This window comes from Nocardia coubleae NBRC 108252 (assembly GCF_001612805.1).
Classification (GTDB): domain Bacteria; phylum Actinomycetota; class Actinomycetes; order Mycobacteriales; family Mycobacteriaceae; genus Nocardia; species Nocardia coubleae.
Map to the genome: position 1 here is coordinate 108,184 of NZ_BDBD01000021.1, position 12,746 is coordinate 120,929.

Here is a 12,746-nt window from a genome sequence, read left to right on the forward strand (position 1 = left end):
GGTTCGCTAGGTGTAGAGCTTGTCGATGAACGCGTAGAGGTTCTCCACCACGCGCTCGGCCTTCTGCTCCACGGTCAGATCCTCGCGGTATCGGCTGCCCATCGAGGGCTTCTTCTTGTTACGGGCGTACAGCGAGCACGCGAGATCGGTGCACATGTAGCTGCCGATCGTGTTTCCGCGCCGCCCCGATTCCCCGGCCTTGTTCGCCGTCATCAGCGAGACCCCGCCGCCGGTGTGGCTGGTGAGGCACAGCGCACACATCTGCGTCTTGCCCGAACCACCCGTCTCGTGGCGCAGCGCGATGCTCACCAGCTTGCCGTCACGCGGCACGGCGATGTAGCAGCGCCCCGCGTAGGAGGGGTCGGTCCAGCCGAGGAAGTCGAGATTCTCCCACGGACGTTCGGCCAGGTCACGGGGAACATTGAGACGTTTGGCGTCGCCTTTCGAACAGTTGACGAACGACGCTCTGATCTCGCGTTCGGTGATGGGTTCCATCGCATTCCTCTCGGTAGTCGAACACAAAACGTAGCCACGCTAACGAGTTGCCCACCCGCTGACAACCGAGTTTCTCCAGCTCACACGGCCTCCATGCCCCGGCGGCGATCCGGCCGCCGGGGCATCCGGCCGGTCACGCCACGGATTCGAGGACCGGGTAGTCGGTGTAGCCGGTCGCATCGCCACCGTAGAAGTAGTCCTCACGGAACTGGTTGATCGGCGCGCCGTCGCGCAACCTGGCGACGAGGTCGGGATTGGCCAGGAACGACCGGCCGAGCGAGACCAGGTCGGCACCCGCGGCGAGTAGTTCCTCGGCCGCGGACCTGCCACCGTCGCCAGGCAACGGCGAACCCCAGCCGAGCACCGGGTTGGCGATCAGCACGCCGTCCCAGCCCGCCCGGATCCGCTCGAACACCGGGGTTCCCGGGTCGGCGAACACCACGTGCAGGTAGGCAAGACCGCGACCGCCGAGTGCGGCGACCAGCGCGGTGTACAGCTCCTCGGTGTCGGATTCGACGATGTCGTTGGCGCCGACGCCGGGTGCGATGCGCACCCCGACCCGCTCCGGTCCGATCGCCGCGGCCACGGCCTCGACCACCTCCACGGTGAACCGGATGCGGTTATCGACGGTGCCGCCGTATTCGTCGGTGCGCTGGTTGGTGTTGTCGGACAGGAACTGGTGCAGCAGCATGCCGTTGGCGCTGTGCACCTCCACGCCGTCGAACCCGGCCGCGATCGCGTTGCGGGCCGCCTGCGCGAAATCCTGAACGGTGCCGTGGATGTCGTCGACGCTCAGCTCCCGGGGAATCACCGCGTCCTTCGAGCCTGCCGCGGTGCGGATCGGCGTCGAGAGCCGAACCGGTGAAGGGGCGACCGGGACGGCACCGCTGTTGTCCGGATGCCCGACGCGACCACCGTGCTGCACCTGCAGGAAGGTCCGCCCGCCCGCCGCGTGGATCGCCTCGGTGATCCCGCGCCAGCCGGCGATGTGGGCATCGGTGTAGATGCCGGGGATGCCCGCGAATGTGATGCCCACCTGGTTGGGGCTGGCCGCCTCGGCGATGATCAGACCGGCGTCGGCGCGCTGGGCGTAGTAGGTCGCCATCAGTTCGGTCGGGCTACCGTCCTCGGCCGCCCGGTTGCGCGTCATCGGCGCCATCACGAGCCGGTTGGGGAGTTGGAGAGCACCGACAACGGCCGCATCGAAAAGGCTGGGTACCGCATTCTTCGTCATGCGGATACGGTAAAACTTGACATTGGTGTGAAGTTCAAGTCGATGCGTGAAAGGCCTGGTGGCGCATGCGAATCGGGGAGCTCGCGGCGCGGACCGGCGTCAGCGAACGGTCACTTCGCTACTACGAGGAGCAGGGTTTGCTTGCCTCTGGCCGTACCCCCGGCGGCCACCGTGACTACCCCGATCTCGCCGTGGACCGGGTGATCCACATCCAGGAGCTGTACGCGGCCGGACTGTCCAGCAAGAAGATCGGCCAGATCCTGTGCTGCATCCGCGACGCCGACGGCCGGGCCAACGAGAACGCCACGCCCGAACTCATCGATGAACTCTGCACCGAACGAGCCAGGATCGACCGCACGATCGCCGACCTGATCCGCTCCAGGGATGTCCTCGACGACGTCATCGCACGAGCCTCGGAAGACATTCCCGTCGCCGCGGAATAGCCCCGCTACCGGACGATTCCGGCCGCCCGGGCGGCGCGCAGCCAGTCGGGGAACTCGCTGAGCAGGCGTCGGTAGAGTTCGGCGTCGTCGAGCTGGTCGATGTCGGGGACGGCGAAGAAGCCCGCGTTGTCGACCACCCGGCCGTCGAGTTCGTCCAGGGTGCGCAGCACACCGAAGTTGGCGGGGCCGAGGCCGATGAACTGCCAGAACGCGGGCAGGTGGGCGGCCTCGCGCATGAGCGCGGCGATTTCGCGTTTCTTGGCGAAGCCGCCGTCGGTGAAGAACAGGACGAGCGTGGGCCGGGTGCTGCCGTGCAGGGTGTCGATCACCGCGCGCATGATCGGCAGTTCGTCGTTGCGTCCGCCGAGGCTGCCGTAGTCGATACCGTCGTGGGTGCCGTTCAGGTGCAGATAGGTCTGCGTCCAGCGCTCGGCGTCGGCCACGGTGATGTCCGGGAGTTTCGCGTAGGACAGGGCGTAGAGGTAGGCCTCGAGGGTGCCGTCGTCGTCGAGCTGGGTAGCGACCGGGATCATGCGCTCCACCACCCGGTGCACGGTACCGGCGCGATACATCTTCTGCATGCTGCCGGTCTTGTCGATCACCAGCACGACCCGCGCCCGCGTGCCGAACGCGCTCTTGTCGATGAGGATCTTGGCGACTGCCTGCTTACGCATATCCAGCTGCTGCCGCTTCTCGAACGACAGCGCGTGCTCGCCGGGCACCGTCCTCGGTGCCGCGACGACTTCCGGTTCGTCGTCGACACTCACCCCGTGATCGGTGACCAGATCGGCGAACCCGCCGGCATACCCCTGCCCGACCGCGCGCACCTTCCACTGCTCACCCCGGCGATACAGTTCGAGCGCGATCACCACGGTCTCTCGATCCAAGCCCTCGATCAGGTACTCGCACACGGTGTTTCCCGCGGCATCGGCCACGACCGCGACCGGCGCCGGTCCACTCCCGAAGGTCTGCCCGTCGGCGGTGATCACCGCCCGGATCTGCGCGATCTCACCCGGCACCTGGTCCGGCGTGACATGGAGCGCCGCCCCGTCCAAACGGACCCCTTGTGCCCCCGGTTGATTGAAGAACACGAAATCGGCATCCGTTCGAACCTTGCCCACCTCGGTGACCAGCAGCGCCGAAAGATCCGCCGCCACACCACCGCGCACCGACAGCACCACCTCCCCCGCCGCCAGCCCCAGGTTCTGCCCCTTCACCAGCACAGCAGCCATCGCACGCCCCTCATCTCGCACCCGATGCCCCACACCCTAGGCCAAACCCGTCAACCGCGGACGAGGTCAGCGAGCGCACGTAGGATGAGCATTCGACCTCGAGATCGGGAGGCGCAGGGTGGATTTCACCGTCGCATACGCCGGTTCCGGACCTATGCGCCACGAAGAACGACTACTCACCGAAGGCCTGGGGAAACTCGGAATCCCGATCCGCCACTACAGCATCAAACGCATCCACCGCAGACAACTGCCGCTCGGCCTCGAGACCTTCGTCGCCGGTGACATGCCCGCGATGCACGGGGCGATGCGCCAGCTGGGCATCCCGATACCGCTGCCCGACGACTATCCCGAGGTGCTGGGGAGTTTCCTCGGTCGAAAGGTCTGGACTTCGACATTGGGTCAGGTCGAACGCACGATGGAAAGCTCCTCCGCAGCACCGGTTTTCGTCAAACCTGCGGACCGCCGCAAGAGCTTCACGGGCACGGTCTGCTATTCGGAACACGACTTCGGCGCGTGGGGTGGAGCGAGCAGGCATCAGCGTGTCCGGTGCTCGGAGGTCGTCACCTGGGTCAGCGAATTCCGGGTGTATGTCATCGGCGGCCAGGTCGTCGCGACAGACCACTATGCAGGCGATGATTCCGCTCAGCTCGATATGAATGTCGTGCATGCGGCCGTCGACATCTACCACCGCAGCGGCACTGCGCCCAGCGCCTACGCCATCGACTTCGGCGTGCTCGCGAACGGGGACACCGCACTTGTCGAAGTCAACGACGGCTATGCCCTCGGGGCCTATCGGATCGCGGCGGATCATTACACCGAACTGCTGATGACACGGTGGCAAGAGCTGCTGGCGATGGCGCGGAGCTGAATCATGACCCCGAATGAACGCTTCCTCCGGCTAGGGGCTGCTCACCGGCGACAGGTTCATCTGTCGCTGTGTGCCGATGTCCTCACGACGTGGACCGGTTATGTTCAGGGAAACCCTGCCGCGCTTCGCTATCGCGACTCGGTGGTCGGGATGCGCCACCACGTAGACGTCGAACTTCCGATCGAAGCCTTCAAGGCGGCTCGGGCCGGTGTGGACCTCGCGAATATCGGCAGTCGCTACCTCGAGCCCATTGCCGCGTTGCAAGCCGACGATTTGGCCTTCCCCGATCCGGTCGAGTTCGCTTACTACGCCATCTACAACTGCTTCCGCAAGTACGTCTCGGGTGAGGACATCGCGGACTGGCTGATCGTCAACCAGGCGTTGGCGGTGCACGATCCCGGTGAGGCGGCGCAACGTCTGACGCGGGCCATCGACGGCGTCGATCCCGTCACGGGCGAGGGTGTGTCATCCGGCCGGTGACACAGACGGCTCGTCCGTTGCCACCTGTCGGTGCTCGTACCAGATCGACGGGACGAGCGATCCGTTCGGCAACCGTTGTGCTCGCCGGTCCTTTTCCGTCGCGCCGATCTTGTCGCAGATTCGACGCACCGCGAGATTCGACTCGGAGGTACCGATCTCGACGGTTGCGAAACCGGCGTCGTGGATCGCCTCGACCAGCGCGGCGACCGCTTCGCTCGCGTAGCCCGCGCGCCGGTGTCGTGGTCCGATCCACCAGCCGAGGGTTCGCGACGACGGGTCTGTGGCACCCGGATGCACCGTCGCGCCACCGACGAGGGCACCGTCCGACCGCGCCTCGAAGACAAGCAGCCCGGGAACCGGGTAACCCGACCGGACAGCCTTCACCATTGTCCGAGCCTCGCGTTCGGTCCACCCGTTCCCGGCGAGCATCTCCGCATCGATCGCGGCGGCGAGCGAAACCGCGTCCTGCGGTACCGGTCGGCGTACCAGCAGCCGCTCGGACTCGACGTCCCGCAGCCCGTGGTAGCGCCCCCTGACTTCCTTGTCGACGAGCCCGCTGACCCGCCACGCCCACAACCCGCCCGCGACAAGCAGGACGCCCACCACGAGCACCACCCAAAGGGCGGTAACGAATCCCTTTGCGGAGGCGCCGGATTCGATCGTCAACACGATCCCGACGAACACCGCCGGCGCTCCGACTACGACGATCCAACTCGCCAGCCCGAGAGCGACGGAATGCCAGGGCGCTTGCTGAACGGCCGCTCTGACATACGCGACTCGCCACCGGGAAGACATGCGCGAACGATATTCGATGAGGTCCGACCGTGCAGATCCCAGCCGACACAGGTCGGCGCAATAGGTGTTCCAGGCGACATAACCGCTGGTGAAGGGCTGAATGTGGGGCGGGTGGGGCTCGAACCCACGACCAGCGGATTATGAGTCCGCGGCTCTAACCGACTGAGCTACCGCCCCTGACCGCGGTCTCCGCGGGCGAGTCGCATGGTACCCGGTGGGTTGCGAGATTGACCACTCGTGCGGGGGTGGCGGACCGGTCCGGTCAGGACCGGTTCGCCTTCTCCCGTTCGGTACGTGCGCGGTCCAGACGGTCGCGCTGCTTGACACTTCCCCCTGGGCTGCTGGCGAGTTTGATGACTCCGATTACCAACAACAAGACCGCGACTGTCACCCCGGCGACAATTATTCCCTGCACATATTGAACTTAACGTGTATTCCGTTGTGCTGCAGGGTAAGTTACACTGTCGCGCCGATCGTCAATACGGTACGTCCGAGGGCGGAACGGTCCTCGATCACGGCGTGTGCCCGGCGCACCTCCTCGATCGGAAATGCCTGGCCAACCACCACTTCCAGCTCACCGGCGGCCACTGCCGACTGTGCGCGGCGGGCGATGGACTGCCAGTCGATTTCGCCGCCGACGATGTCGAACAGGCCGCGAATCGTGACGTGACGCACACTCGCCGCCGCTGTGTCGCCGTTGGCGAAGTCGCCTGCGGCCGAGCCGTATCCGAGGAACAAGCCGCCGTCGGCGGTCGCGGTCAGCGCGCGACCACCGATCTCACCGCCGGCACCGTCGAAGACCACCGCCGCTCCCCCGCCGGTGATCTCGCGAACCCGCTCCGCCCAGCCGTCGGAGGAATAGTCGACAACAGCGGTGGCACCCAGTCGCTGTGCGAGAGCCAGCTTTTCGGTTCCACGGGCGGCCGCGACGACCTTCGCACCGGCCGCGACGGACAACTGGGTGAGCAGCGTGCCGAGCCCACCGGCAGCGGCGGTGATGAGTACCCATGAATCCGGTTGCACCCCTGCATGATCGAAGACTGCCAGCGAGGTGCGGCCGTCGTGGGCCAGCGCGACCGCCTGCACGGTGCTGAGCCCGTCGACGATCTCCACCAGCGTGGCCGCCCGTGCGAGCGCCTGCTCGGCGTACCCGCCGATGGGCAGGCCGCCGCCGATGCCGCTGGCCGCCGTCTGAGTGACGACGCGCTTGCCGACCCACGCGGGATCGACCTCCGCGCCGACCGCACGCACCACACCGCCGATCGCGCCGCCGGGAATGTACGGCAGGCTCAACGGGAAGAAGTCCTGTCCCCAGCCCGCCCGCAGCCGGGTGTCGAGGAACATCACGTCGGCCACGTCGACATCGATGAGCACCTCACCCGGACCGGGCTGCGGCGCGGACAATTCGCGCACCTCGAGCACGTCGACTCCGCCGAATTCCTTGACCTGCACTGCTCGCATCGTGACTCCTTGTGGTGTTCACCGGGACACCACAAGCTTCGAACCTGAAGCGGAGTTCAGGTCAAGGTGCTGAGACCGCTGTCACATATCGCACTTTCGACCCGCACCGGACGACAGCCGGCGCTCGACCCCGCGGACGCCTGCGCACCACCCGACACTAACTTCCGCCGCCACAACTACTGCTGCTCCCACCGCCACAACTGCTACTACTACCGCCACCGCAGCTGCTACTGCTTCCGCCACTGCAGCTACTGCTACTTCCCCCACTGCATCCGCTGCTGCTGCCACCGCCGCAGCCGCTACCCCCGGAACCCACATCCCCGGACCAGCCGGCCGAACACCCCGACCCACTGTTCGTCCACGTCTGACCAGGCGTCCCATCGAAGAACCCCGTCGCACCGGCCGCCCCGGCGACCCAGCGCGGGTCGTGGGGGTCGATCCGGGGCGGGCTCAGCTTCCGCACGAGCACGACCACCGTCGTCACCATCAGCCCGATGCCGGCGGCGAGGAAGAGCAGGACGATCAGGACGGTCATACGTGCAGGCTAACCCGCCGGAATGTTCCCGGCAGCCTTACGCCCAGGGGCTTTACAGTGAAGCATGGCCATCACGATCCCCGGACTTCGTCGGCGACCGGTCGATCTGGCGACGGTCGATCGCACCGTCGCCGACCTCGATTTCCCGGACGCGATCTTCAAGACCTGCCCTTGGCAGCCGCGCGATCTGGTGGAAACCGGTCTGCGCCAATGGTTGCGGTGTTGTGGGGCCGCGCTGCGCGACGATCAGGTGATCGGTATGCCCTCGCACGCGGTCGACGAGGCCTGGCACGGTTTCATCCTGTGTACCCAGCTCTACGCCCGGTTCTGCGATCGGGCCTACGGCCGGTTCCTGCACCACTTCCCCGACGGCGTCGCCGCGGACACACCGACCGACGCGGGCCCGATGCTCGAACAGCTCGGGCGAACGGTGGTCGCGTGGTCGATGGTCGCGGCACCGGGCGAGCCGTGCGTGCTGTGGGACCTGGACCGGCAGGTCGGTGTGGAGAACCCGTGGGGTGTGGACGCCCGGCACGTCGCCGCCGTGGAGCGGCAACTGCACCGGGCGTGAGCCCTACCTGACCAGTTTCATCCGGCGCGCCGCGAAACGCACCGCGCCGGGGGCGATCCGGTTCACCCGGTACTGCAGCCACGATTCCGGGGTCACCGGCACGATGTCGCGGCGCTCGCGCACGGCACGCACGATCTGGTCGGCCACCTTGTCCGGGGTGTAGCCGCGCCGTTCGTAGAGCTTGTCGAACTTGCGCTGGGTGGCGGCTTCCACCTCGGCCGAGACACCCGAGATACGGGTGGTGGCAACGATATTGGTGTGCACGATGCCGGGGCAGACGGTGGACACGGAGATCCCGCGATCGGCCAGTTCCGCGCGCAGGCAGTCGGAGAACATGAACACCGCCGACTTGCTCGTCGCGTACGCGCTCATATCGCGTTGCGGGCTGTAGGCGGCCATGCTCGACAGGTTCACGATGTGTCCGCCGAGTCCGCGTTCGGCCATGGCCGATCCGAAGGCGCGGCAGCCGTTCACCACGCCGCCGAGATTGATCCGCAGCACCCGGTCGAACTCCTCGGCGGGGGTGTCGAGGAATCCGCCCGCCTGTCCGACACCGGCGTTGTTGATCAGAACGTCGGGCACACCGTGCGCCGCGATCACCGTGTCGGCATGTGCCCGCACCGCGTCCTCATCGGACACGTCCAGCGGATAGGCATGCGCGACACCACCTTCGGCGCCGACCAGTTCGGCGGTACGTTTCGCGGCGAGCTCGTCGATGTCGGACAGCACCACCTCGGCGCCGAGGCGGGCGAAGGCCAGCGCGGTCTCGCGGCCGATGCCACTGCCCGCACCGGTCACGACCACGAGGTGATCGTCGAATTCCCGCCGGGTGCGGCCAACTTCGGCCCGCGCCAGCCCGCGCGAGACGCCGGCCCCGCCGAGCGCGTCGATCAATTCGGTGGTCGCGGTGGCCAGCAGTTCGGGATGGGAGAAGGGCATCCAGTGCCCGGCGGGCACATCGCGCCGCCACAGCCGGTCGGTCCACTTGCGTGAGTCGTCGTAGCCGGCCGGGCGCACCGCGACATCGCGGCCCGCGACGATGAGCTGCACCGGAACCCGGGTGCGGCGCTCGCGCGGTTCGAGCATGCGCTGCACGATATTCGCGCGGTAGATGAGCAGCCCGTCGACCATGTCGCGACGGAAGGTCGGGCCGAGCTTCACGTTCGCGGCAGGCGTGTCGTTCATGATGGAAACCACACGCTGCCACAGCTTTTCGGTGCCGATGGCGTTGAACGTCACGCGCGGGAGGCCCGGTGTCATGAAGAAGAACGTGTACGCCGAGGACGCCAGCTGGGTCAGCGGCTGCCACACATTGCGCGGGGTGGGGCGCGAGAGCCGATCACGCACCCAGGCGGCCAGGTGGTCGAGATTGGGGCCCGACACGGAGGTGAACGAGGCGACCCGCTCGGCGGCCTGCGGTTCGCACACCGCCTCCCAGACCTGCACCGAACCCCAGTCGTGGGCGAGTACGTGCACGGGACGGTCGGGGCTCACCGCGTCGATCACCGCGTAGAAGTCGCGGGCGAGCTCGTCGAGCCGGAAGTCGGCGGTGCGCTGGGTTCGCGTGGAGGCGCCGTGGCCTCTCGTGTCGTAGGCCACCACGTGGAAGCGGTCGGCGAGCAGTGGAATCACCTTGTCCCACAGGTGATGGGTGTCGGGCCAGCCGTGGGCCAGCACCAGGGTCTCGGCGGCGGGGTCGCCGTATTCGAACACCGCGATATCGAAGGCGCCATTGCGCACGACGCGCTCGTTGGCCGGGTCGATCGTCATACTTTCGGACTCCTCGTGTGGGGTAGGTCGCGCAACCGGGCTCACAGGTCGAGCACCAAACGCTCACCGCGGGAACGGGATACGCAGGCGAGCATGTCTCCTGCGGCGTGGTCGGTCTCGGAGAGCACGCTCTCACGATGGTCGGGTTCGCCGCCGCGCACGCGGACCACGCAGGTGCGGCAGAAGCCCTGCCTGCACGAGTACGGCTGGTCGGGGCGGACGGTCAGGATGGTGTCGAGCACCGTTCGATCGGCGGGGACGGTGAGGACTTCGCCGGTGGAGGCCAGTTCGATCTCGAACGGTTCGCCGTCGACGATCGGCGGCGGCGAGAACCGTTCGTAATGCAGTTCCACCTGCGGCATCGCGCGCACCGCGCCGACGACGGCCGAGGTCATCGGGGTGGGACCGCACGCGTAGATCGCGGTGCCGGGTCCGACGCCGGGCAGCAGATCGGCGGCACCGGGCAGGCCGTGTTCGTCGTCGGTGCGCACGATCACGTGCGGGCCGAAGGCCTCGAGCTCGTCGAGGAACGGGATCGTCGCCCGGCTGCGCCCGCTGTAGACCATGGTCCACTCCACGCCGAGACGGTGGGCGAGCCGGGCCATCGGCAGGATCGGGGTGATGCCGATACCGCCGGCCACGAAATGCAGACGTTGTGCGGGCGAACCGTGCCCGGGCACCACGAAGGGGAAGGCGTTGCGTGGTCCACGCACCATCAGCGTGCTGCCCACGGGCAGTTCGTCGTGCACCTCCACCGAGCCGCCCCCGCCGTCGGGAATGCGGCGCACCGCGATCCGGTAGGCGTGCGCGTCGGCGGGGTCACCGCACAGCGAGTACTGCCGTAACCGGCCCGAGGGCAGCTCGAGATCCAGATGGGCACCGGGGCGCCAGCGCGGCAGCACGCGGCCCTCGGGCGACTCGAGGCGCAGACTCACCACGTCCTGGTCGTGTGCCTCGATCCGGCGTTCGGTGACGACCACGGGCAGCCGGTGGTCGGCGACGCGCGAGCGCGGATCGCGACGGTTCACCAGCGCGCTCCACCGCAGCCGGAAGGTGGCGATCGTGTCGATCACCCGCATCCCCGGGTCGTGCCGATGCTTGCCGTACAGATCACCGGGGATGTCGCGGACGGTCATGACGCCGCCGCGCGTGCGCCGGGCGAGGCGGCGAGGTAGGCCAGCGCCTGGGCAGTCGACCCGACATTTTCCGGGTTGTACCCCGGCTGGAAGGTCGACAGCGCGCTCACCAGCAGCGACGGCACACCGGGGATCGCGCCACGCCACATCGCGCCGAACACACCGGCGAGCAACCTCGGATACCCGTGATCGGGCAGCTGCGGATCCTGATGCACGAGGAACCGCGTGCCGCGCAGGAGCAAGGCGAGGAAGATGGGGAAGACCAGCGTCATCGTCGCGCCGCGGCGCAGGTAGCCGACACCGAAGTACTCGGCGACATCATGGGCGACGCTGCGGTGCTCGACCTCCTCGGCGCCGTGCCAGCGGAACAGATCGGCCATACGCGGGTCGGCGCCGAACTTCTCCAGGTCGGCATTGAGCACCCAGTTGCCGAGCCAGGCGAAGAAGTGCTCGAGACAGGCGATGAACGCCAGCCGTTCCACCAGCATCTGCTTACCCGCACGACCCTCGCCGCGCTTGCCGAGCGTCACCCGGAACAGGTATTCCATCTGCCGCTCGTACGGCGCGGTGTCGACGCCGTTGGCGGCGAGCATGTCGACGAGCACCTTGGCGTGGGTTTCCGCGTGCATGGACTCCTGGCCGATGAAGCCGAGCATGTCCTCGCGCAGCTTCTCGTCCTCGACGTAGGCCAGCGCCTCGCGGTAGGTGGCGATGAACATGCGCTCGCCCTCGGGCAGCAGCATGTTCAGGGCGCAGATCAGGTGTCCCGCAACAGGTTCGGCGGGCATCCACTGCAGGGGAACGCCGGACCAGTCGAAGGTGACATTGCGCGCGTGCAGCGCGACCGCTCCCGGATCGATGTCCGGTCGGGTGGCGCTCCAGCGAAGTAACTTCATCGGTACTCCTCGATCACCGCACGATCGTTGTGCGCCCGGGGCGCGACGGTGCGCCTCGCGGGTTGGTCCTGATCGTACAACTATCTCGTACTCCGCGTAACACCAAAATCCTTCATTTGTGTATCGATACGAGATGAAAATCGATCGCTGAGTTATTGCTAACGGCTATCTGGGTATCCTCGATATAGGCGGATATAAGCCAGGCTTGCCCGTACTACCAGCAACGATGCTGCATAGAACCTCGCAGCCGCTGCCTGGTAGCTGGCCAGGTGTACAGGTGAAGGAGGTGAGCAACATGGTCATCGATTTCTTTCAGTGGTTAGCTACTGAAATCTTCAAATTCTTCGTCTGATCAACAGGTGGAATCACGATGGCGCCCACATCAGTGGACGCCATCGTTACGTCGAGGGCCCCTTGTTTCCCTAGCCCATCACCGGGTAGGCGGCAACCAGAACGCCCACCACCCAGGAGGTGCAGACTCATGCCGCAGCAAGCGTGGAGCGACAAACGCGAACGTCAGTACAAGGACATCAAGAAATCCGAGCGTGAGCGGGGCCGCAGCGAGGACCGCGCGGAGGAGATCGCCGCCCGCACCGTGAACAAGACCCGCGCCCAGCACGGCGAGACCAAGTCGGGTGGGTCGTCGTCCGGCGGGAAATCCGGCGGCAAGTCGAGTGGCACCTCCCGTCGCGGCGGCCAGCAGGCCAAGGGCAGCGGCAAGACGCGTGACGAACTGTACGAAGAGGCCCGCCGCCGCAATATCGACGGCCGCTCCAAGATGAACAAGCAGGAACTGGCCAACGCCCTCGGACGCCACTGACCCGGAGAGG

General features: G+C 67.0%; 13 protein-coding genes and 1 tRNA gene. 5 read left to right on the forward strand and 9 right to left on the reverse strand.

Translation table 11 applies throughout. From position 1 onward, the window contains the following. Positions 1-6: 6 nt before the first annotated feature. Positions 7-495 (reverse strand): FBP domain-containing protein, encoded by a 489-nt coding sequence (locus NCO8_RS23300; protein WP_067642247.1) that lies wholly within the window; start codon positions 493-495, stop codon positions 7-9. Positions 496-628: 133 nt separating this feature from the next. Beyond that, entirely contained in the window at positions 629-1,729 is a 1,101-nt protein-coding gene (locus NCO8_RS23305; RefSeq protein ID WP_067642248.1) for an alkene reductase, read from the reverse strand. Between the two features lie 65 nt (positions 1,730-1,794). On the opposite strand from NCO8_RS23305, the gene NCO8_RS23310 reads away from it, so the two are divergent. Further along, positions 1,795-2,172, forward strand: coding sequence for a MerR family transcriptional regulator (locus NCO8_RS23310; RefSeq protein ID WP_067642249.1), 378 nt, complete (start codon positions 1,795-1,797; stop codon positions 2,170-2,172). Positions 2,173-2,177: 5 nt separating this feature from the next. Here the strand turns inward: NCO8_RS23310 and NCO8_RS23315 are convergent, their stop codons facing one another. Beyond that, entirely contained in the window at positions 2,178-3,404 is a 1,227-nt protein-coding gene (locus NCO8_RS23315) for a vWA domain-containing protein (protein ID WP_067642250.1), read from the reverse strand. 118 nt (positions 3,405-3,522) lie between these two features. Here NCO8_RS23315 and NCO8_RS23320 point away from each other — a divergent pair, with 118 nt between their 5' ends. Further along, positions 3,523-4,272, forward strand: a complete 750-nt coding sequence (locus NCO8_RS23320) for an ATP-grasp domain-containing protein (protein WP_067642251.1) — start codon at positions 3,523-3,525, stop codon at positions 4,270-4,272. 150 nt (positions 4,273-4,422) lie between these two features. Next, positions 4,423-4,752, forward strand: a complete 330-nt coding sequence (locus NCO8_RS23325; protein WP_067642252.1) for a hypothetical protein — start codon at positions 4,423-4,425, stop codon at positions 4,750-4,752. Here NCO8_RS23325 and NCO8_RS23330 read toward each other — a convergent pair. The 3 genes from NCO8_RS23330 to NCO8_RS23340 all read right to left on the reverse strand — a co-directional run bounded on the left by NCO8_RS23330 (position 4,738) and on the right by NCO8_RS23340 (position 7,008). Beyond that, complete coding sequence (locus tag NCO8_RS23330; protein ID WP_067642253.1) at positions 4,738-5,436, reverse strand: GNAT family N-acetyltransferase; 699 nt, start codon at positions 5,434-5,436, stop codon at positions 4,738-4,740. The two genes, NCO8_RS23325 and NCO8_RS23330, sit on opposite strands and share 15 nt — an antisense overlap. Before the next feature lie 214 nt (positions 5,437-5,650). Further along, positions 5,651-5,724: transfer RNA gene (locus tag NCO8_RS23335), tRNA-Ile, on the reverse strand. Positions 5,725-6,003: 279 nt separating this feature from the next. Beyond that, complete coding sequence (locus NCO8_RS23340) at positions 6,004-7,008, reverse strand: zinc-binding dehydrogenase (protein WP_067642254.1); 1,005 nt, start codon at positions 7,006-7,008, stop codon at positions 6,004-6,006. A 599-nt stretch (positions 7,009-7,607) separates the two neighbouring features. Between NCO8_RS23340 and NCO8_RS23345 the strand changes: the two genes are divergently transcribed. Next, positions 7,608-8,114: a UCP032817 domain-containing protein gene (locus NCO8_RS23345; protein WP_067487148.1), complete on the forward strand. Its 507-nt coding sequence runs from the start codon at positions 7,608-7,610 to the stop codon at positions 8,112-8,114. A 3-nt stretch (positions 8,115-8,117) separates the two neighbouring features. On the opposite strand, the gene NCO8_RS23350 is transcribed toward NCO8_RS23345, so the two are convergent. From NCO8_RS23350 to NCO8_RS23360, 3 genes are read right to left on the reverse strand one after another with little or no spacing between them, the layout of a single operon-like run. Further along, positions 8,118-9,884 carry an SDR family oxidoreductase gene (locus tag NCO8_RS23350; protein ID WP_067642255.1) on the reverse strand — a complete coding sequence of 589 codons (1,767 nt, stop codon included), beginning with the start codon at positions 9,882-9,884 and terminating at the stop codon, positions 8,118-8,120. A gap of 41 nt (positions 9,885-9,925) precedes the next feature. Beyond that, the gene (locus NCO8_RS23355; RefSeq protein ID WP_067642256.1) at positions 9,926-11,020 is read right to left on the reverse strand and encodes a PDR/VanB family oxidoreductase; all 1,095 of its coding nucleotides are present in this window, start codon (positions 11,018-11,020) and stop codon (positions 9,926-9,928) included. Continuing rightward, a complete protein-coding gene (locus NCO8_RS23360) occupies positions 11,017-11,916 on the reverse strand; it encodes a metal-dependent hydrolase (RefSeq protein ID WP_067642257.1) in 900 nt (299 codons plus the stop codon). The genes NCO8_RS23355 and NCO8_RS23360 overlap by 4 nt, the downstream gene beginning before the upstream one ends. 481 nt (positions 11,917-12,397) lie before the next feature. Here NCO8_RS23360 and NCO8_RS23365 point away from each other — a divergent pair, with 481 nt between their 5' ends. Then, a complete protein-coding gene (locus NCO8_RS23365) occupies positions 12,398-12,736 on the forward strand; it encodes a plasmid stabilization protein (protein WP_067642258.1) in 339 nt (112 codons plus the stop codon). The last annotated feature ends 10 nt before the right edge of the window (positions 12,737-12,746 follow it).